The sequence below is a fragment of the Bacillus sp. FJAT-22090 genome, from assembly GCF_007676755.1.
In the GTDB taxonomy this organism is placed as follows: domain Bacteria; phylum Bacillota; class Bacilli; order Bacillales_A; family Planococcaceae; genus Psychrobacillus.
This window is the reverse complement of sequence record NZ_VEBK01000007.1, coordinates 150,000-170,868: the sequence shown is the minus strand read 5'-3', so window position 1 is coordinate 170,868 and position 20,869 is coordinate 150,000. Positions and strand designations below refer to the sequence as shown.

Genomic DNA, 20,869 nt, shown 5'->3' with positions numbered 1-20,869 from the left:
TTACATTGTAGTAGGTAAAATACCTGTAAATTTGCTTTCTAGTTTTGCTTCTTCTTCATTCAAAAGAAGATGAATTTCACCATGATCATTCGATGTACGGATTAAGCGCCCAATTCCTTGCTGCAATCTTAAAAGCATGAAAGGCAATTCTACCTCCTCAAATGGATCATTTGAAAACGAACGTTTTGCATCAAATAGTGGATCCACTGGAGGAAATGGCAAATCATAAATAATTACTCTCGTTAATGCTTTTTGTGGCAAATCGAGCCCTTCCCATAGATGGTATGAACAAAGTGTAGAGAAATCGCCATTTTGAAACTCTTTTACTATTGTAGAAAGCTCACGATCCCCTTCAAATACTATACCATTTAAGTTTGTCGCACGGATACGGAATTGTTCCATCGCCGCTTTAGATTTGAATAAAATTAAAGTTTGCTGTGGTTTTTCTAAAATAGTTTCTACTTGATTTACTTTTTCGCTTTGCTCTATTCGATGAGCATAGATTTTCATCACTTCATCATAGTCAAACGGAGACTGAACTGAAAACGATTGATATTTTTCAATCCCTAAGGAATCTGCAATGTACGTAAAATCTTTTTCGATCGATAAAGTAGCAGAAGAAAAAACGATTGGCAATTTCGAAGTGAATAGTTTCTCGTGTAATATGTCTGTTACAAGGCGTGGCATTACTATTAAAGTCTCATAACCATCAATTATTTCAAGCCATTCCACTCCATCACCTTTTTCGGTAAACAAACGTAAAGAGAATGAATACTGCTCCAGAAATTCCTCTACCATACGAAGTTCGTATTCTGGAATTGTAAATAGCTCTGATTCGAAAACAAATTCCTCGAGCAAATCATCCGTAATCTGTATAGCCTGTTTGCATAACTGCATGAGTTCTGGTGTTTTATCAATTTTCATGCGTTCGCTTTCTTCTTCATTGGTTCCTTTTCTTAAAAGGCCAAATATACGATCATGGTTTTCTTGCAGCATTTCCATTAGATTTAACGTTTTTTCTCGTACGCCATCTACCATCACTCGTTCAAGCAAACGGATTAGGGTCTCACTTTGTACTTCGTATGTTAAAGCTTTTTGTGCAGCAAACTCCAGCAAATGCCCTTCATCCAATACAATCATTGAAACCTCAGGAAGTAGGGGCATTTGCCCTTCTCGCACCCGAGATTCTTTCGTCCAAATATGTTCCATTAAAAACTCATGCGAACAAATAAGTAGATCGGTTGATTGTCGATAATTCTGACGGTGTATCGTTTGACCACAACGATTGCGTAGATCACACACCATACACTGTTGGGTCGGGTGATAATTTACTTTTTGCCAATCCTCATCGCTAATACCGGCATATTGACTTCTCTCCCCATAAGGAAAAATCTTTTGAAGGGAGGAATGACCATAAACGAAATCAGGAACTTGATCTTCAATTTCTTCTAAAAAATAGTCATTATCTCCATCTTTTTGCGCTTCTTCTAATCGTTTCAAACATAAATATTGGTCGCGTGATTTTGCTAAACGTACATCTATGTTAATATCCAAATAGTTCTGCAGCTTAAAAATATCCCCGGCTTCTTTTACTAATTGCTCGATGAGCGTTTCATCAGCACAAGCTATAAGAGCTGGTTTTCCCGTATAACGTGCATATGAAATAGCTGGTAATAAATAAGCAATTGTTTTGCCAGTTCCAACTCCGGCTTCTGCAAATAATACGTTTTTTTCTTTTAACGTTTTCTCAATTTGATACGCCATGAAGATTTGTTCATCCCGGCATTCAAACCCTTTTTCAGGCAATTCATCATAAAGAACATCTCCCATCCAATCTCCTAGTGATTCAAAGAAAGAACGGTCTTTTGATAATTTAAATGGTAAAGCATTTTTCATCATAAAACTCCCTTGAGTAATTATATTTCCCTTAAATAACAATATAACAGTAAAGGGGACTAGTCCCCTTTACTGTTATGAACGTTTACCCCAGAACTGATAGTAATCTGTTCGAATAAAACCATTAAATAGTTTTCGTTTTTTTGTTGCTTTGCTACCATATAAATTTTCAAAGTTTTCCATGGAAGAAAGCATGTAAACTGACCAGGATGGATATTTTCCCATAACATGCCCTAAATTACTAATTACTTGCTCAATAACTTCTATCTCACCAATACGTTCCCCGTAAGGAGGATTTCCAATCATGACACCATCCGTTAAGGTTGTTGAAAAATCACTTGCTTGCATCTGTTTAAACGTGATTAAATCAGCAAAGCCTGACTCGAATGCGTTTTGCTCTGCAACTTGAATCATTTTATGGTCTATATCTGACCCAATTATTTGAAGTTCCTGATCATAATTTGCCAAACTCTCTGCTTCGTTGCGGACATCTTCCCAAATTGTTTTGGGCATCCAAGACCATTCTTCACTATGAAAGTCACGATTAAAGCCAGGTGCAATGTTTTGACCAATCATGGCAGCCTCAATTGGAATTGTTCCAGAGCCACAAAATGGATCTACAAATGGACGATTGGGACTCCACTTCGAGATTTTTACAAGAGCAGCTGCAAGGGTTTCTTTTAATGGTGCTTCACCTTGTTCTTGACGATATCCCCGTTTATGAAGACCCGCGCCACTCGTATCAATCGTAATAGTTGCTATATCTTTTAAAATGCTTATTTCAATTTTATAAGTTGCACCAGATTCATCTAAAAATCCAATCCGTTTATGTGCTAGTTTCAATCGTTCTACGATCGCTTTTTTCACAATTGCTTGGCAATCAGGCACACTGAATAACGTGGACTTAACTGATTTCCCTTGAACTGGAAAAGCTGCATCTACGGGCAAAAACTTTTCCCATTGTACTGCTTTTGTGCGTTCGAAAAGATCATCAAACGTTTTCGCCGGAAACTGAGCTGCTACAATTTTTACTCGGTCGGCAACACGTAGCCAAATATTTGCTCGTGCAATTGCTCGTTCGTCTCCTTCAAAATATACTTTTCCATTTTCAGTTGTCGTTTCGTATCCTAATGCTTTAACTTCATCTGCAACTATGGATTCGAGACCCATAGCAGAAGTAGCTACTAATTTAAATGTTGTCATTATATATTCCTTTCTTGCTTGTGAATATCCCAAAGTTCCAGAAAATCCAACAACTCTAAACTTGGGATGGGTTTACTGAAATAATACCCTTGAATGATGTCACAGCCCATTTCTGTTAAAAGCTTCAATTGATCTTTTGTTTCTACACCTTCTGCTACAACTTTTATATGTAATCGGTGCGCCATCAAAATAATAGAATCTACAATTGCCTGCTTATCTTGTAATGATGCGATTTGTTGTATAAAACTACTATCAATTTTTAAATAGTTTAACGGGAAGCGATTTAAATAACTTAAAGAAGAATAACCAGTTCCAAAATCATCAATTGATATTTTAAAACCCATACTTTTTAATTTTATCAATTTATTGACGACATCTTCTGCATCTTTCATAACCGTTCGTTCTGTAAGCTCAAGTTCTAATTGCTGCGGACTACAATTATGTTGCATAATAATTGAATTTATACGTTCGATAAAGTCATCCTGTTGAAAGTGGAGGGCCGCAATATTAACAGAAACAGGTAAATGATACACATTCTGTATTCTCCATTCTATTATATCCAAACAGACTTTTTCTATAATTACTTCGCTCAGGGGGATGATAAGCCCTGTATCTTCCGCATAAGGAATAAATTCTGCAGGGGATACAAATCCTAGTTGGTCATTCCTCCATCTGACAAGCGCTTCCACACCTATTACTTGTTGAGTATCTAATGATATTTTAGGTTGGTAATGAATATCAAATTCCTTCTTTTGTATTGCTTTTCTAAGCTCAGCTTCAAGTAAAAGTATTCTTTTGGCATCTTTCTTTAGATCTTCAAAGTAGAAGGCGTATTGATTCCTTCCATTTTGTTTTGCAAAATACATCGCTTTGTCTGCTTTATGAATGAGCTTTTCTACTTCTTCCCCATCTTGCGGATAAAAACTAATTCCTATACTCGATGTTATATATATTTCATTTTCCTTAATATAAAACGGTTTATTTAAAAGCTTAAGGACTTCTTTTGCAAATAGTGCTGCTTCTTTTTGATGGCCAATATTAGACCTTGTCAATAAGAATTCATCCCCACCATATCTCGCAAAAAGATCCTGCGACTTTACGATTGGCTGGATACGATTAGCAACTTCCGTTAAAATTAAATCTCCTATTTCGGTTCCTAGTGTTTCATTTATTTGCTTAAATCGATCTAAATCTATAAAAAGAATAGCATGTTTACTAGAGCTTAATGTGGATACTTGGATTAAGTCATCTAATAATTTATTATACGAATTTCTATTCATTAAATTAGTTAAATGGTCTGTGCTTGTTAGCTCTTCAATTTCTTTTTCTACGATCTTCTTACGAGAAATGTCTGAAAAAATCCCGAAATAATGTGTAATCTCTCCATCGCTATTTGCAATGCTTTCAATGGATAACCATTCCGGATACAATTCCCCACTTTTTCTTTTATTCCAAATCTCGCCTCGCCAAACTCCATTTGTTTTAATTTCGTTCCACATTTTCTTATAAAATAATGGAGATTGTTTTCCTGATTGCAGAATACTTGGCGTTTTTCCCTTCACTTCATTTAACGAATATCCTGTAACAGTTTCAAAGGCAGCGTTAACTAATAAAATTTTCATTTCACGGTCTGTAATCATTATTCCTTCAACCGTTGAGTTAAATATTTCTTGAATTAATATGTTTGGATATAAAGAAAGTTCTTCAAATGGTTGCTTATTGTCCATTTTCTACACCAACCTGCCTAACTATTTAAAGAAAAGAAAAGCCCTCCTAGCGTGGAGAGCTTCTTAGTTATTTAATATAGCCACTCATACACCCAATAAGCCATGTTTTGTTTCTACAGTACTCAAACGGTGCTTTACCTCGTACGATGTAGATGGCAATCATCTATCTACGAAAATTTCTTCTCGTTCTTCTATCCGTTCATTTCCTTCAAGAAAATTCCCCTACCATAATTTGGGTTTCTCACTCGTGGGGTTTACCTCGTTCCACCTGTATAGTTTCCTATACAGCTTCGTCACTGTGGCACTTTCAGAGATTGTCAGCCATATCATACGACTTAGGCCTTCATCCCGCCGTCAGCTATTCTAGCTGCCTTAGTTTATTTTTTCACTAAGCACGAACACTACATTCATCGCAGAATTGTGTGAGCATGGACTTTCCTCTACAATGTCTAGCATTGCAGCGATTGCCCGGATATATAAGTGGTATGTCTAGTATATACGAAGTACTGAATAGATTCAATCGCTGTGAATTAATATAATTATTCGTACAATTTACTACCGAAAACATGCTTTTCTAGATGAGAAAGTCTTTTTAAAATATCAAAGTTAGTTGCTCCTGTTTGTGGTGCCGGAGCAGTCCTTTTTGGTGCTTCCGCTAACTCTTCTTTTAGTTGGTTATTTTCTAATTGAAGTTGCGCAATTTTCTTCTCAAATGCCTCATAATCTTGAATGATGTCATCTAAGAAAATATCAACTTCCTCTTGGTTATAGCCTCTTAAGCCCGTTTTAAATTCTTTTTCAAGTATATCTGAAGTTTTTAATTTTGTTTCCATATGGTATCTTCCTTCCGTCTGTTTCACTTATCCGTATTATAGCATAATGATGTCGAATAATGGAGTTATTTAAGGGTGTTTTGCGCGCTTTTTGTTAGGTTGTGCGCTTTCCCGGGAAATATTTAATTTCCGAGTTATTCTCTTTATTCTATTTTGAAAATCTCTTGTTAATCGAAGTTGTTGTCTTTCGCTTATTCCATTAGGGTTTTTAGCTAGATAATCGGCACATTCTTGTGTCATTTCCAAAGCCATTTCGTACTCTTTTTTCTGATGTTCATAAAGTTTTGCTAGCTCTATATAAACTTCGATACGATATTTCCCAACTATTTCTGTTAAAGATGTATGAAAGGCTTTTAGACTTTCATCGTATAAATGCTTTCGTTTCAAGTGAATGCCAATATAATAATAGGCTAGGCTGACTTCCTGTTCAGCAAATTGATCTATCACAAACTGGAACCAATCGAAACTCGCATCCATTGATTTTAAATCACGAAACCATTTCCCAATATTCGTATACGCGATAGAAGACTCTACTACTTTATCTTCTTTTAATAGTTCCACAGATAAAATATACAAAGTTACTAAAGATAAAATATCCCACTCATTATGTTTTAGCACTTTCATTAAATTTGTAGGATCGCCATGTCTCACTGCGTCAAAATAAATGATAGGGGCAAGATGACCAGGTATATCATTTTGACGTACAAACCCAAGCTTCATTTCTTCCAACTGCTTTAACTTAAATCGCTCCAAATCACCCTTCCAAATTCTTTTTGAGGAATGCATTAAATCGATTTGTTTATGTTCTTTTAACGGCGGAATCGAATTGCGATTCATCGTCCATCTCGAGACCAATTGAGGAAAATCGAAACTTTTTCCATTGTACGTGATGATCGACTGAGATGTTTTCCAAAATTCCGAAGCCATCAAAAATGCAGCTTCTTGGCCAGGTTCTGCTAGAACATACTGTGTTAACAAAAAACCGTTCTCTACTTTTTTCAACAATCCATTCAAAAAAATAAGTACACCTGTCCCTTTCAACCCCGTTGTTTCTGTATCGTAAAAACAAAAAGGAATCGTTGGGTCAAGAAAAAGCGGATGATTTGGGTACTTTTCTTGCATAAACGTCATTGCCTCATGCAATTTATATAGCCCAATGTTTCCATGTATATGCGACTCTTCATAAAAAGTTTCTTTTACAAACAAAAAACCTTTTTCATTTTTTATAAGTTTTAATCCTGTTTTTTCCCATTGCTCTGTATAAAAAGGAAGTGCAATTGCTGGCACTTCCTTTTCAGGTTCCTCTTTTGGCAAATTCTTTTTTACGAGATTTTTCATTTGCATTAGTTTCTTTTCATATGACATGCTTATTCACCTGCTAATGAGTGAAATAATTTAATCACTTCTTTTTTTAAATTTAACTCTGCATCCTGAGCTCCAATACATGCGGGACAGCCATTATTGCATGGGCAAGCCTCTACTTGCTTAGCTACTTTTGGAACTAAAGCAGTCCACAAATCAAACATTCTTTCAGATAAACCAATTCCACCTGGATAGCTGTCATACATATAAAAAGTAGGCTTTTCTGCATTGATCGATTTCACTTGTGGTACAACATGAATATCTTTTGCATCGCAATGTATGAATAGCGGTATAAATGCATGTAGCGCATAGGCCACACCAGTCATTGCATCGGATAATAATGTATCTGTCCAATCATTCGGCTTATCAAAACTGTACCAAGTAGAAGAAGTATGCAATTCAAGAGGTGGTAAATGAATTTTTCCAGAACCAATATTATCATGTGTATCAAATTTAATCTTTTTGAAAATAGTCGGTTGGGCCAACACAATAATATCACCAAAACGCAACGTTCCAGTATCTCCTATTTCTTCCTTATCCTCACTTAACACTTTTAATTCCACCGCAATACTTGCATCGGTAAAATAGTCCACATCGACTTCTTTTACAAATGCTTTTTTCTCTTCCCAATCTAGTATCTCCACCTGGAATTGTGTACCTTGATGTAAATAGATCGCTTCTTCATGCAGCAAAGTCATGGCACTATATTGGTCCATCTCCCCAATTACTCTCGTTTTTGTCGGTATAGTTTGGTCGATAATGATGACATTTTCTTGAGAAGCAGAACGCAAGCTAATATTACTGGCCGGAAAACTTTCGGACATCCAGTGCCATTTCTCTGCTGTTTTCAATAAAACCCCTTCACTCTCTAAAAAAGCGAGCAATTCCTGAATCGAAAACTCAGCATACTCATCCATTACAGTAAAGGGAAGCTCGAACGCAGCGCATTTTAAATGATCCATCAAAATAATCATATTATCTGGATGAATACGCACCTCTTCTGGCGATTGGCCTAGAAAATATTCTGGATGCTTCACAACGTATTGATCGAGCGCAGTGGACTGTGCCACATAAATAATGAGTGCTTCATCTTGCCTTCTTCCCGCGCGTCCTGCTTGTTGCCAGGCACTTGCAATATTACCTGGGTAGCCAGTCATAATACATGCTTGTAGTTGACCAATGTCGACTCCAAGTTCTAATGCATTCGTACTAACCACCGTTCGAATAACCCCATCTCTTAACCCTCTCTCAATAACCCTTCTTTCGGATGGTAAATATCCGCCTCTATATCCTCTAATGGTTTGATCATTTATCTTTTTGCTAACTAACGCCTGTAAATAAGTTACTAGCATTTCTACGCGTACCCTACTTTTAGCAAATACAATTGTTTGAATCCCATTTGTATATAATTCCTGGGCTAAGTCACGCACTTCCAAAACAGCACTTCTGCGTACATTAAATACGGGATGTACAATCGGTGGGTTATAAAAGACGAAATGTTTTTTCCCAGCAGGAGCACCATTTTGATCAATAAGTTCATGCGTCGTATTCGTAAGATTATCTGCTAACTCTTTTGGATTTTTAATTGTCGCAGAAGTACATATAAACTGTGGATTGCTTCCATAAAATGCACAAATTCTTTTTAATCTCCTAATGACATGCGCTACATGACTACCAAATACGCCTTTATATGTATGAATTTCATCAATTACAATATATTTAAGGTTTTCGAAAAGAGAGACCCATTTAGTATGATGGGGGAGTATCCCAGAATGAAGCATATCTGGATTTGTTAATACAATATGTCCAGACTTTCGAACTTTTTGTCTAATACCCGGCTCTGTATCTCCATCATATGTAAAACTTAAAATCTTTTCCTCGCTTGCTTTTATTAAATCATTCAAATCACTTTTTTGATCTTGCGCCAATGCTTTTGTAGGAAATAAATAAATTGCTCGCGAGGTAGGGTCTTCTAATATCGATTGAAGAACCGGAAGATGATAACAAAGAGATTTACCGGAGGCGGTTGGAGTAATGGTCGTAAATGATTTCCCTGATTTTGCGGCATCAAATGCTTGTCGCTGATGACTATATAATTGATGCACTCCACGGCTTTGTAACGCTCGTTGAATGGATGGATGCATTGTTTCAGGAAATGGAGCATATATTGCTTCTTTCTCTTCCGTTACATGAATATGCTCAATCCTGGAAAAACGATTTTCATCAATCTTCCAGTCATCTAATAATTCTTGAATACTTTTATTAGTCCTCATATTCATCCCCCACTTCGCTGATCGCTTGAATAATTGTTTCTAGTGTATATTTCGACGAATGAATCGTTTTTAGGAATCTTTTCTTACTCGTACCTTTATAATAGGACTGGACAATAAATTGCTTCATGGATTCAAGTAAGGACTCAATTTGACTGGGGTGTACATATTTTGGTCGCTTCACTCGAATCCACGTCCAAACGAGTTTTTCCCATTCAAGCAATAATTCATCTATTTTATATGCATGTGGCCTCACATCTTGAAAAAAATCAGGTTCTCTATCTTCTTCTCTATATAAATGAAAACGTACTATGCTTTCATCGCATTCTATTAATAACTGTTTACTTAATTGTAATAACGACAAAATAATCCCCCGCATTCTAGTAATAGTTTAACAAATATTAAACGATATTACTAGTTTCAAACGAACGTACATTCCTTACAATTGATTTTCAATTTTCTCTAGCTTGCCAAGCAAACGAAAAGATGATTTGCTGAAATCCGCTTCAAATTGATCTTGTTCGTCACTCAATCGATTTTCTAGTAAGTACTCCAACAACTCTAATTGGTCAATAATACGTTCAATTTTATTCATTTTCCTACCTCCTTTTAGTGTATGTTCCCTATTTTTTTAGAAATACCTCCCCTCTCGACAAACGTTCTTTTAAATGGACAAAACTAGTAGAATGTCGACAAACAGTCGCAAATAGGGGGAATGAAACTAAATATGAATAGTTAGCGTCTAATTATCTTGTGTTGGATCAGAATATGCATTACACATCATTGAGGGTGGAGTCTTCCTGCCCAAAAGTGATAAACTAATAGCATAGAGAGGTGAGGATCTTGGCTATTCATTATCCAAATGGGAAAGTCTATACTCCCAACCAGAAAACGAAAACTAAAAAAACAAAAGATTATTCTTTTAGCAATAGGGGTAGAACTTTAGAAGATGAGATAAGCGATGCAAACGAATACTATCTTGCGCATGAAATAGCAGTCATTTATAAAAAACCAATACCAATTCAAGTTGTAAAAGTCGATTATCCAAGTAGAAGTAGTGCTGTTATTAAAGAAGCATACTATCGGACACCATCCACTACCGACTTTAATGGAGTATTTAAAGGGAAATATATTGACTTTGAGGCAAAAGAAACGGAAAATAGAACAGCATTTCCTTTAAAAAATGTTCATCTCCATCAAGTTGAACATATGAGTAAAGTAGCAAAACAACATGGCATCAGTTTCTTACTCGTTCGCTTTTCCGCAATGGATCGCTATTTCTATTTACCTTTTGACCAGTTAAAGCAGTATTGGGATAGAATGCTAGCGGGAGGAAGAAAATCTATTGCCTTAACCGAATTTGAAGAGCACGCAATCGAAATCATGCCCAAATATGCACCAAGAATTGATTATTTAAAAATAGTTAATGACTTGAACGTATAAAGTGAAAGTGAGGAGACGTTTATGAGTGAGCAAAAACAAACTCGTGAACAACGAAGAAAGCAATTACAACAAAAAAAGAAAAAAACAGCTAAACCAGTTAAGGTTTGGATAAAACGAATAATATTAATAATACTCGCTTTAGGTGTCTTAGGAGCTATAGGTGGAGGATCACTCTTCGCTTATTATGCAAGCACAGCACCTAAGTTAGATGAAAGTTCTTTAAAAGACCCTATTAGCCCGAAACTGTTAGATGCAAATGGAGATGTATTTGCAACAGTCGGAGCAGAAGACAGAGAATATATACCGTATGATGAAATACCTCAACAAATGGAAGATGCAATTCTCGCAACAGAAGACGTCCGTTTTTACGATCATATGGGTGTCGATTTCCTACGCTTAGGAAAAGCAGTTCTGGCAAACTTTACAAGTGGTTTTGGATCTCAAGGTGCAAGTACGCTTACACAGCAAGTGATTAAAAATTCATTCCTTACTACGGAAAAAACATTAAAACGTAAAGCTCAAGAAGCCTATCTGGCTGTTCAATTAGAACGAAAATATTCAAAAGAAGAAATTTTTGAAATGTATTTTAATAAAGTATTAATGTCTGGAAGAACATATGGGATTGGAACTGCTGCTAAAAAGTTTTATGGCAAAGAACTAAAGGACTTGAAGTTGGATGAATTTGCTGTATTGGCAGGTATGCCACAAAGCCCAAATAATTACAATCCTTTCAAATATCCTGAACGTGCAGAAAAAAGAAGAAATATCGTGCTCCATCTTATGAATTTACATGGAAAAATTACGGACGAGGAAATGAAAGCTGCTCAAGCAGTTCCGATAGAGGATGGGTTACTTCCCGAAGAAGATCGAGTGGCAAAACAGGGTTCTAAATATGATGCTTTTATAGACATCGTTTTAGATGAGTTGGAGAAAAAAGGAGACGGAGATTCAATTTCAGAAGGGATTACCATCTACACAACACTTCAACCAAAAGCACAAAAACAAGTAGAAGAAACGTTGAATTCTGATATGTTTCCAACAAAAGACATTCAGTCTGCTGTAGCAGTCATTGATACAAAAACGGGTGCAATCGCAGCTGTCGGTGGTGGTCGTAACTACGGAGCTGATCGTGGTTACAACTATGCCCACGATATGAAACTTAGATCACCAGGTTCAACTATTAAACCTTTGCTTGATTATGGCCCAGCAGTAGAATTTTTAAATTGGTCTACCGGTCAAACAATCTTAGATGAAGAAATGACTTATACAGGTACAAAACAAGTAATTCGAAACTTCAGTGGGAAATATAAAGGCAAGATGACAATGCGCGAAGCACTTTACAACTCTCAAAATGTACCTGCAGTAAAAACATTAAAAGAAGTCGGTACAAAAAACGCAAAAGAATTTATTAATCGTTTTGGTATCGACATTGGAGAAGTACACGAAAGTAGTGCAATTGGTGGTACATCGAAAGCCATGTCTCCAATTCAAATGGCTGGTGCATTTGCTGCATTTGGTAATAGTGGTATTCATACGGAACCATATGCAATCAATAAAATAGTTTATCGTGACGGAAAAACAGAAAAGGATTACCGTCCTAAACAAAAAGCAGTAATGAAAGATTCAACAGCATATATAATTACAGATATCTTACGTGACGTATTAACTAAAGGAACTGCTAAAACAGCAGCAATTAGTGGCTTAGATATCGCCGGTAAATCGGGTACATCCAACTATGACTCGAACCAAATGAAAGAATGGGATTTACCAAGAAGCGCATTTCCTGATGTTTGGTTTGCTGGTTACACAACAAACTACTCTATCGCAGTTTGGGCTGGTTACCCAGAGATGAAAACACCAATGACTACAAATGAAGAACGTTATTTACCACAAAAAATCTTTAAAAAAGTGATGGCTAATATTTCAGAAGGAAAGGAAACGGCCAAATTCAGTAAACCTAATTCAGTCGTAGAAGTGACGATTGAAAAAGGAACCGATCCCCTTCAGTTAGCAAGTGAATATACGCCAGATAATTTAAAATCTACAGAGCTATTTGTCAAAGGCACTGAACCTACTACGGTCTCTGAGGAATATGAACAGAAAGAGTTAAATGCTCCAACTAATCTAAAGGTTGATTACGACGAGGGTACATCTTCTGCCACATTAATGTGGGACTATGAACAACCGAAAGATGGAGATGAAAATGTAAAATTTGAAGTCTCCGTAGCAATCGATAATGGACCATCTGAAATATTACAAACAACCGATCAAACTGGTTTAATTGTACAAAGTCTAATTCCAGGAAGTACGTACGTATTTACCGTAGTAGCAGTTTCGGATGATATTCGAAGTGCTCCTGCATCTGTTCCTCTCATAATTGAAGGTTTTGTCGAAGAAGATCTTGAAGAAGACATTCCTCCTGCTGAGCCAGATGAAAACGAAAGCTCGGAGGATAAGAATAACAATGGGAATGGAAACGGGAATAATAACGGAAACGGAAACAATAATGGGAATGGAAATTGGAACGGAAACAACAATGGAAATGGAAACGGAAATAATAATGGCAATAGCAATACCAATGAGAATGGAAACAATGGAAATACAGATGGAGAAGTAAATCCAGGCGACTATACAAATCCAGATGGAACAAGTGACGGGGAAGAAAATACAAATGTAAGTCCATAATTTCTAATGAAAAGTGCAATCCTCTAAAGGATTGCTCTTTTTTTGTAGCTTATTGTATGGTGAGTACCTTTTCGTGGTAAAATTGGTTGCTCTCGTTGCTGAATTGGTTGCCCTTGCGCTGAGTTTGGTTGCTCTCATGCTGAAATTGATTGCGCTCGTGGCTCATATGGTTGCATTTAGCCATTTTCTTACTTTTTCGCTCACAAATTATGCTTTTTTTATTAAGTGAGCTCTTTTTGATAAATGGTTGCTCTCGCCTGTCAATTGGTTGCTTTCATGCTGAAATTGATTGCGCTCGTTGCTCATATGGTTGCGTTTAGCCATTTTCTTACTTTTTCGCTCACAAATTATGCTTTTTCTATTAAGTGAGCTCTTTTTGATAATTGGTTGCCCTCGTTGCTGAATTGGTTGCCCCTGCGCTAAGTTTGGTTGTGCTCACTTGTTAATTGGTTGCTTTCATGCTGAAATTGATTGCGCTCGTGGCTCATATGGTTGCGTTTAGCCATTTTCTTACTTTTTCGCTCACAAATTATGCTTTTTTTATTAAGTGAGCTCTTTTTTGATAAATGGTTGCTCTCGTTGCTGAATTGGTTGCCCCTGCGCTAAGTTTGATTGCGCTCACTTGTTAATTGGTTGCTTTCACACCGAAAATGATTGCGCTCGTGGTCCATTTGGTTGCGTTTAGCCATTTTCTTACTTTTTCGTTCACAAATTATGCTTTTTCTATTAAGTGAGCGCTTTTTGATAAATGGTTGTCCTTGCGCTAAGTTTGGTTGCGCTCGTGGCTCATATGGTTGCGTTTAGCCGTTTTCTTACTTTTTCGCCCCTACTTACCCAAAAAAGAGAATGAGCGGTGTGCTCATTCTCTTTTTTGGGTATTCTGCACTCGAAGACGGGCATTTTTCTTTTTTGTCTCTTTGAATAACTCATCCAATTGACGAAATGCAGTATGATTTTGTTTATTGTTTTGTATAAAGGCGAAGCGCTCCGAAAAATTAATAGGGGCAGCATCTTCTACTTCAGCTAGAATAGATTCTAAAAGCTGAATACCCTGTTCCATGTAATCGCTTCTATTGAAATTCTTGTCTCGAAAAAGAATTGTTAAGTTACCACGCAATTCATCCCAGCGGGTAAATGCATCATCCATTTTATGATTGGACAATTTTATTCATCCTTTTCTTACCTTCACGGCATAAAGATAGCAAAGGACATTCCGGGCAATTGGGATTTTGGGCTTTGCAGTGGTAGCGGCCAAAGAATATGAGTTGATGATGTGCCTTAGACCAAAGTTCTATTGGTGTTTTTTTCATAAGTGTTTCTTCGACTTGTAGAACTGAGTCTTTCCATCTACAAAGCCCTAGTCGTTTGGTTACCCGCTCTACGTGGGTATCTACTGCAATAGCTGGAATATCAAATGCAACGGACACAACGACGTTTGCTGTTTTACGTCCTACACCTGGAAAAGTAGTGAGTAAATCTCTATTTGCTGGTACTTCCCCATCATATAATTCAATCAGCTGTTTACTTAAAGCTTGAATATTTTTCGCTTTGTTGCGGTACAAACCAATCGATCGAATATCATTTTGTAATTCTTCTATTGAGACTGCTAAGTAATCTTCTGGCTTTGTGTATTTTTGAAATAAGCTCTTTGTTACTTTGTTCACGAGTACATCTGTACATTGAGCAGATAATAATGTTGCAACTAGCAACTCAAACGGATTTTTATGAACTAGTTCACAATGAGCGTTGGGAAACATTCGCTCCATCTCATCTAGGCAATAATGCCATTGTACTTTCGTCAGCACAATTTATCCCTCCTACTCTCTCTCTTCTAACCAGTTGTAAAATGGGACTTTTGCGGAAGTTGGTAATTGTTCTACTTGTTTTGAAACCGTTGTAAACTGTCTAAATTGTGCTGATTGATTTTCAGCTGCTTCAACCGTTTTAATATTTTTCTTTTTCCATTCAAATAAAATGCGATCAATATATCGCAAGCTAAGTTTCTGCGATAAAACTGCTTCTTTCAATGCTAAGCGAATTAAAGCCGCTGTATGTTTATCTTGGTCAAACCACATGCCAATTGTTTCGTATTCCATAGGCGATAATAATCTTCCAAATTCTTGTTCGAATAACTTATATATTTCGCCTTCTTCTTCTTTTTCTTGCTTGTCCTCCGCATTGCTCTCTTCTTGTTCTAAACAATCCAGCAACAGCTCCCATAAATGGTGAAAAGCATAATATTCATAGTGAACACCATCAGAATCCATATGTTGATCAATTTGAATAAGCCCTTTTTGAACGAGACGTTGCAGAATACTAACTACTTTGCTTTCATTAAAATGCGTTCGATCTACCAAATTCTGTGGTGTCGGAAAATGGTTTCCTGCTTCTCCATAAGCGATTAAATGCAATAAAAGAATCGCTTCCTCATCTTTTATATTAATCGCTTTGTAACGACTAAAAAAAAGCTGGGAAATGGTAACATTTCCCTGCTCAATCCAGATACGGAGTCGATCTCGCTTTTGCATACTCGTACTCCCTTTCTAACAATATTACAATGTTCAATATTTACGTATTATGGATATAGACGGTTCAATAAACGTGGGAATGGTATCGACTCACGTACATGCTCCGCTCCACTTAACCAGGCAACTGTCCGCTCTAATCCAAGACCAAATCCTGAATGTGGCACAGAACCTTGTTTGCTAAGATCTAAATACCATGAATATGCCGCTTCATCTAATCCATGTTCTTGTATTCGTTGTTTTAGTAGATCATAGTCGTGAATACGCTCTGATCCACCTATGATTTCCCCATAACCTTCTGGAGCAATTAAATCTGCACATAATACAACATCTTCTCTTTCCGGATGTGGTTGCATATAAAATGGTTTAATGCCTTTTGGATAATGTGTGATGAATACAGGTTTGTCATAACTTTCAGCAATTGCAGTTTCGTGTGGAGCACCAAAGTCATCTCCCCACTCAATATCATCAAAGCCTTTCTCATGCAGAAATTTTACTGCATCATCATATGTAATTCTAGGGAAAGGTGCTTTAATATTTTCGAGTTTTGATACATCGCGTCCTAGACGTTCTAACTCTAGAGTACAATTTTTCAAGACAGCTTGAGCAATGAATTCTACGTATTGCTCTTGCACTTCCAAGCTCTCATCGAACTCCACAAAAGCCATTTCAGGTTCAATCATCCAGAATTCAATTAGATGGCGTCGAGTTTTCGATTTTTCAGCACGGAATGTAGGTCCGAAGGAAAATACTTTTCCAAGAGCCATTGCTGCAGCTTCCATATATAATTGTCCAGATTGAGATAAATACGCATCTTCGTCAAAATACTTTGTATGGAATAATTCGGATGTACCCTCTGGAGATGAACCAGTTAAAATTGGTGGATCCATTTTGACGAAACCATTCGTATTAAAAAATTCGTAAGTTGCACGGATAATTTCGTTACGAACTTTCATAATGGCATGCTGTTTTCTAGATCGTAGCCATAAATGACGGTTGTCCATAAGAAACTCAGTTCCGTGCTCTTTTGGCGTAATGGGAAAGTCCACAGCTGCATGAATAACGGTAATCTCTTTTACTTGTAGCTCATATCCAAATGAAGATCTTTCATCTTTTGTTACTTCACCCACAACATACATCGAAGTTTCTTGCGTTAACCCTTTAGCAGTTTGGAAAATTTCTTCTCCCACTTCTTCTTTTACTACGACTCCTTGTACGAATCCAGAGCCGTCACGTAATTGTAAAAATGCAATTTTGCCGCTTGAACGTTTATTGGCAAGCCATGCACCAAGTTTTACTGTTTCGCCAACATGGTTAGCCATATCTTTAATCATTATTTTTTTCATCTTATCCTCCACAGCCTTTAAAAGTTTTATAAATTTGAAATTCGTTTCCACCAATCTCCATTATCAAATAGCAGATAAACGTAATTGAGATTGTTTTTTTCGTTTACATAGGTTATTTCCCATACCGGTCCTATTTCTTCGACACCTAGCTTAGCATGTAACAACTTACTATTCTTTTCTTTTTCCAAGGCTAGCTTAATTGCTTGCTCTTTTGATATGCCATCTTGTAGTTTTACTTCCATAATAGCATCTTTGGTTGCTTTTTCTGGAATAAAATATGCTTTTTTTACTCCCTTGGAGGTAGTCCCGATTACTGTATGAAATGTAGTAGTACTATTGTATACATATGAATCGTCTACTTTCGCCAACAAATTGTTTTTTGTTGCATATTCCTCCGCGTTATTGTTCGCATCTTTAAAGGGTGCTTTTGCTTGTACATAAATGAGTAAGCTAAGTATAACCGTTAAGCTAATCGCAAAACCAACAATAAATAATAGCCATCTTTTAAGTGCCATTTACTAAGTCCTATAAATCGTAAAAACAGCTTTTTCTTGATTTTGTTTATCAAGTGCTAATCCAAACATTAAATCCTGCTGTTTTAAAGTTCGATTTAATGCATCTACTATTTTATACAAGTCTGATTGGTAATCGACAGTAACAGTAGATAGCACTTCAATTTTGTTTTCCATATTGTCTACCTGCTTTCTAAAACTCATCCTTCATTAGTATACCAATTTTCGAGCTCTAAGACCATATTTTCTAGTGACACTTTCTTAACAGGAATATTAGGAATTGCCTGTAAAAAATCACTTCCATATGACTTCGTTTCAATTCTTCTATCTAATACGATAAAAACACCTTTATCGGTAGAGGAACGTATTAAGCGTCCAAACCCTTGTCTAAATCGCAATACTGCTTCTGGAAGCGAATAAGCAGTGAAAGGGTTTTGTCCATTTTTGGTTAATAATTCTGCTCTTTTTTTAAACAAAGGGTCATCTGGAGATGAAAATGGTAAACGAACCATAATAATAACCGACAAAGCATCCCCAGGAACATCTACACCTTCCCAAAAGCTGTTTGTTCCAAAAAGCACTGATTTTGAAAAGCGTTGGAATGATTTCAATAGACGCATTCTACTTCCCGAAGTCATTCCTTGTGCAAATAGCATATAGTCTTCCAATAAATTCGTATCCTGAATGAGTTCTACCGTTTTTCGCAGCATATCTTGAGAAGTAAATAAAACAAAACATCTCCCCTCAGAAACAAGAACAGTTTGAACAATTGCTTCTGCGACTGATTCGATATAATCTCCTTGTGATACTTGCTTAATATCTGGCATATCTTCAATTATTAACAGCTCAGCTCCATTATAATAGTCTGGGGCAGCTCTATACTGAATGATGGGGATATTCTTACTCAGCCCTAGTTGCGACGTAATAAAATGTCGATTCGTAGGAACGGTCAGAGTACCAGATGTCCAGACGATCGCACCCGCTTTTCTAAAAGGATCAAGCGCATTTTTTATATCCGTTTGATAATTTAGTGGTCTTTTTATAATAGTCAAACTTCCCGGTATACTTCTTATATCGATTTCTAGCCATTTAGCTTCGATAATTTCATCCTGTAAAAAGATTTCATCCCATTCGCTTACTTTAATTTCGAGTTCTCTTATCCAATACTTCCACTCGTTCAATAAAACAGTTTGTTCACTCAATTCATCTTTTGCATAAGAAGATATAATGGATTTCGCAGAGAGAATATACGTTTGCATAGCAGTTGCCACTATACGGAAAATAGACTCATCAAAAGACAAATCTTCTAACAACGCCATTCTTTTTGTGGTCTTTAAATGTCCTTTTAAAGGATGGATAGCGCGAATAATAGAAGAGATGGCGCGATCAAATGACTCCACTACCTCCACATACTGCCTTTCCAGTCGAATTTGTAAAGCTAAAGGTATATGTAGCAATGTAAGTTTTCCGAGCAGATGATCGGTATCTAGTGTCCCGAATTGTCCTAATACATACTTCCAATTCGTATAAGAAAAAACACGTTCTCTTCGCGACATACTTGCATGGATTAACTGATGCGCCTCATCTATTATCATTGCACAGCCATGCGCTAATAATTGTTTTTCCCGCTCTTGGTCAGCCATGATCATCGCATGATTTGTTACTAAAATATCACATTTTTCACTTTTACGAAGAGCTCTTTCATAGAAGTCTATTTCTTTTGCTTCTGTTCCTTTGGAAGGAGAAGTTTTTCTAATTTTATCTACAAACAATTGACCCCCACCAGAAACATTTAGCTCTGTTAGGTCGCCTTCATCCGTCATTGTCAACCAAACTAACATTTGCATAATTGTAAACGTTTCATCATACGACTCATCTTCCAGCTGGACATGTTGCCAAAATCGATATAAGTCAATATAATGGTGCATTCCTTTAAGTTTCGCAACACGAATTTCAATCCCCAAAATATTATTCAACTTTGGAATTTCTTCTAATACTAATTGATCGATTAAATAGGTTGTATATGTACTAATGATAACTGGTTTTTGATGTTTTAACCCGTACGTGATAGTAGGCAGTAAATAACCCAACGTTTTTCCTATTCCAGTTTCCGCTTCACAGACTATCTCTGTCTGTGTCTCTAAAGCATGATGTATTTCGTCCATTAATTCAAATTGACCATGTCTTTCCTCAAATTGGTTTAAACCATTTTGAAATAACGCTATTTTTAACTTTTTCGTTAGTGGATAAGGAATGCAATTTGTGATATTTCCATAATCTTCACCAAGTTTTTTTAACGGTATTCCCCGATATATAGGAGAATCAGTTGGATCATATTGTTTTCTTTTTTTTGTTAACATATCGAAAAAAAGTATGGAAAGATTCGATTTCAACTGAAAAGACCTTTTATGTAATAATTCAATTGTTTTTAAAGGAAGTTTCTGTAATTGGTCCTTACATTTTAATAATAAATGAGCAGTAGCCAATGCATCATCATCTGCACGATGTGCGGCATGTAGGTCAATATGTAATTCTGTTGCAATGTCTTGAAGTTTATAACTATACATAGTAGGAAACATTAGCTTCGCAAATTCAACCGTATCCATCGTCTTACATACCAGCTTTGGAAGACCCACTCGTTTTAACTCCTTTTGTAAAAAAGGAAGGTCAAAATGAATATTATGTGCAACAAAAATATGGTCTTGGAGTAAATCTGAAACTTTGGATGCTATCTCTTCAAAAAGTGGTGCATTCTCCACGTCGGCATCTTTAATTTTGGTCAAGTCTTGTATAAAGTAAGGAATTGGTTTTTGTGGGTTTATAAATGTAGTAAAGGTATCCACAATTTTGCTATTTTCTATAAATACAATTGCAAGTTGAATAATACGGTCACCACTCGTCGATGAATGGCCTGTTGTTTCAATATCGACAACTGCATATTTATGATTTTCCATCATTTCTCAACTCGCTATTCATTAATATCTAAAAAAATTGTACCACATTCCCCAAACAGAAACGAAAAATATGCTAAAAGAAAAATACAAATCATTTCAATCCTTTTTTCCCG

17 protein-coding genes and 1 other RNA gene are annotated in these 20,869 nt (G+C 36.4%); 2 read left to right on the top strand and 16 right to left on the bottom strand.

Going from position 1 to position 20,869, the window contains the following annotated elements; all coding sequences use genetic code 11:
- The 9 genes from FS486_RS10980 to FS486_RS20130 all read right to left on the bottom strand — a co-directional run bounded on the left by FS486_RS10980 (window position 1) and on the right by FS486_RS20130 (window position 9,886).
- A complete protein-coding gene (locus tag FS486_RS10980; protein WP_144511401.1) occupies window positions 1-1,896 on the bottom strand; it encodes an ATP-dependent DNA helicase in 1,896 nt (631 codons plus the stop codon).
- Window positions 1,897-1,971: 75 nt separating this feature from the next.
- Window positions 1,972-3,099 carry a THUMP domain-containing class I SAM-dependent RNA methyltransferase gene (locus tag FS486_RS10975; RefSeq protein ID WP_144511375.1) on the bottom strand — a complete coding sequence of 376 codons (1,128 nt, stop codon included), beginning with the start codon at window positions 3,097-3,099 and terminating at the stop codon, window positions 1,972-1,974.
- The gene (locus FS486_RS10970) at window positions 3,099-4,826 is read right to left on the bottom strand and encodes a putative bifunctional diguanylate cyclase/phosphodiesterase (protein ID WP_144511374.1); all 1,728 of its coding nucleotides are present in this window, start codon (window positions 4,824-4,826) and stop codon (window positions 3,099-3,101) included. The genes FS486_RS10975 and FS486_RS10970 overlap by 1 nt, the downstream gene beginning before the upstream one ends.
- A gap of 91 nt (window positions 4,827-4,917) precedes the next feature.
- Window positions 4,918-5,302, bottom strand: an RNA gene (gene rnpB / locus FS486_RS10965) — RNase P RNA component class B.
- 63 nt (window positions 5,303-5,365) lie between these two features.
- Window positions 5,366-5,659 carry a cell division regulator GpsB gene (gene gpsB / locus FS486_RS10960; protein WP_144511373.1) on the bottom strand — a complete coding sequence of 98 codons (294 nt, stop codon included), beginning with the start codon at window positions 5,657-5,659 and terminating at the stop codon, window positions 5,366-5,368.
- Between the two features lie 69 nt (window positions 5,660-5,728).
- Complete coding sequence (locus FS486_RS10955) at window positions 5,729-7,024, bottom strand: ribonuclease H-like domain-containing protein (RefSeq protein ID WP_144511372.1); 1,296 nt, start codon at window positions 7,022-7,024, stop codon at window positions 5,729-5,731.
- 2 nt (window positions 7,025-7,026) lie between these two features.
- Entirely contained in the window at window positions 7,027-9,294 is a 2,268-nt protein-coding gene (locus FS486_RS10950) for a DEAD/DEAH box helicase (RefSeq protein WP_144511371.1), read from the bottom strand.
- Window positions 9,284-9,655, bottom strand: a complete 372-nt coding sequence (locus FS486_RS10945; RefSeq protein WP_186321419.1) for a YppE family protein — start codon at window positions 9,653-9,655, stop codon at window positions 9,284-9,286. The genes FS486_RS10950 and FS486_RS10945 overlap by 11 nt, the downstream gene beginning before the upstream one ends.
- Window positions 9,656-9,730: 75 nt before the next feature.
- The gene (locus FS486_RS20130) at window positions 9,731-9,886 is read right to left on the bottom strand and encodes a hypothetical protein (RefSeq protein WP_186321418.1); all 156 of its coding nucleotides are present in this window, start codon (window positions 9,884-9,886) and stop codon (window positions 9,731-9,733) included.
- Between the two features lie 248 nt (window positions 9,887-10,134).
- On the opposite strand from FS486_RS20130, the gene recU reads away from it, so the two are divergent.
- Both recU and FS486_RS10935 read left to right on the top strand, forming a co-directional pair.
- The gene (recU, locus tag FS486_RS10940) at window positions 10,135-10,734 is read left to right on the top strand and encodes a Holliday junction resolvase RecU (protein WP_144511369.1); all 600 of its coding nucleotides are present in this window, start codon (window positions 10,135-10,137) and stop codon (window positions 10,732-10,734) included.
- 21 nt (window positions 10,735-10,755) lie between these two features.
- Window positions 10,756-13,419 carry a PBP1A family penicillin-binding protein gene (locus tag FS486_RS10935; protein ID WP_144511368.1) on the top strand — a complete coding sequence of 888 codons (2,664 nt, stop codon included), beginning with the start codon at window positions 10,756-10,758 and terminating at the stop codon, window positions 13,417-13,419.
- A gap of 859 nt (window positions 13,420-14,278) precedes the next feature.
- On the opposite strand, the gene FS486_RS10930 is transcribed toward FS486_RS10935, so the two are convergent.
- From FS486_RS10930 to dinG, 7 genes are read right to left on the bottom strand one after another with little or no spacing between them, the layout of a single operon-like run.
- Window positions 14,279-14,581, bottom strand: coding sequence for a YpoC family protein (locus tag FS486_RS10930; protein ID WP_144511367.1), 303 nt, complete (start codon window positions 14,579-14,581; stop codon window positions 14,279-14,281).
- Window positions 14,568-15,224, bottom strand: a complete 657-nt coding sequence (nth, locus tag FS486_RS10925) for an endonuclease III (RefSeq protein ID WP_144511366.1) — start codon at window positions 15,222-15,224, stop codon at window positions 14,568-14,570. The genes FS486_RS10930 and nth overlap by 14 nt, the downstream gene beginning before the upstream one ends.
- A gap of 12 nt (window positions 15,225-15,236) precedes the next feature.
- On the bottom strand, window positions 15,237-15,947 hold the full coding sequence (locus FS486_RS10920) for a DnaD domain-containing protein (protein WP_144511365.1): 711 nt from the start codon (window positions 15,945-15,947) through the stop codon (window positions 15,237-15,239).
- A 47-nt stretch (window positions 15,948-15,994) separates the two neighbouring features.
- Window positions 15,995-17,290, bottom strand: coding sequence for an asparagine--tRNA ligase (gene asnS, locus FS486_RS10915; RefSeq protein ID WP_144511364.1), 1,296 nt, complete (start codon window positions 17,288-17,290; stop codon window positions 15,995-15,997).
- Window positions 17,291-17,316: 26 nt separating this feature from the next.
- Entirely contained in the window at window positions 17,317-17,805 is a 489-nt protein-coding gene (locus FS486_RS10910) for a cell wall elongation regulator TseB-like domain-containing protein (RefSeq protein ID WP_144511363.1), read from the bottom strand.
- 3 nt (window positions 17,806-17,808) lie between these two features.
- On the bottom strand, window positions 17,809-17,979 hold the full coding sequence (locus FS486_RS10905; protein WP_144511362.1) for a YpmA family protein: 171 nt from the start codon (window positions 17,977-17,979) through the stop codon (window positions 17,809-17,811).
- A gap of 23 nt (window positions 17,980-18,002) precedes the next feature.
- Entirely contained in the window at window positions 18,003-20,759 is a 2,757-nt protein-coding gene (gene dinG, locus FS486_RS10900) for an ATP-dependent DNA helicase DinG (protein ID WP_144511361.1), read from the bottom strand.
- Window positions 20,760-20,869: the final 110 nt, after the last annotated feature.

Coding starts and splice junctions, on each gene's coding strand:
- FS486_RS10920 (WP_144511365.1), bottom strand. CDS start 15,947: ATGCAAAAGCGAGATCGACTCCGTATCTGGATTGAGCAGGGAAATGTT.
- dinG (WP_144511361.1), bottom strand. CDS start 20,759: ATGATGGAAAATCATAAATATGCAGTTGTCGATATTGAAACAACAGGC.
- FS486_RS10980 (WP_144511401.1), bottom strand. CDS start 1,896: ATGAAAAATGCTTTACCATTTAAATTATCAAAAGACCGTTCTTTCTTT.
- FS486_RS10910 (WP_144511363.1), bottom strand. CDS start 17,805: ATGGCACTTAAAAGATGGCTATTATTTATTGTTGGTTTTGCGATTAGC.
- FS486_RS10975 (WP_144511375.1), bottom strand. CDS start 3,099: ATGACAACATTTAAATTAGTAGCTACTTCTGCTATGGGTCTCGAATCC.
- FS486_RS10935 (WP_144511368.1), top strand. CDS start 10,756: ATGAGTGAGCAAAAACAAACTCGTGAACAACGAAGAAAGCAATTACAA.
- FS486_RS10970 (WP_144511374.1), bottom strand. CDS start 4,826: ATGGACAATAAGCAACCATTTGAAGAACTTTCTTTATATCCAAACATA.
- FS486_RS10950 (WP_144511371.1), bottom strand. CDS start 9,294: ATGAGGACTAATAAAAGTATTCAAGAATTATTAGATGACTGGAAGATT.
- FS486_RS10955 (WP_144511372.1), bottom strand. CDS start 7,024: ATGTCATATGAAAAGAAACTAATGCAAATGAAAAATCTCGTAAAAAAG.
- gpsB (WP_144511373.1), bottom strand. CDS start 5,659: ATGGAAACAAAATTAAAAACTTCAGATATACTTGAAAAAGAATTTAAA.
- FS486_RS10905 (WP_144511362.1), bottom strand. CDS start 17,979: ATGGAAAACAAAATTGAAGTGCTATCTACTGTTACTGTCGATTACCAA.
- FS486_RS20130 (WP_186321418.1), bottom strand. CDS start 9,886: ATGAATAAAATTGAACGTATTATTGACCAATTAGAGTTGTTGGAGTAC.
- asnS (WP_144511364.1), bottom strand. CDS start 17,290: ATGAAAAAAATAATGATTAAAGATATGGCTAACCATGTTGGCGAAACA.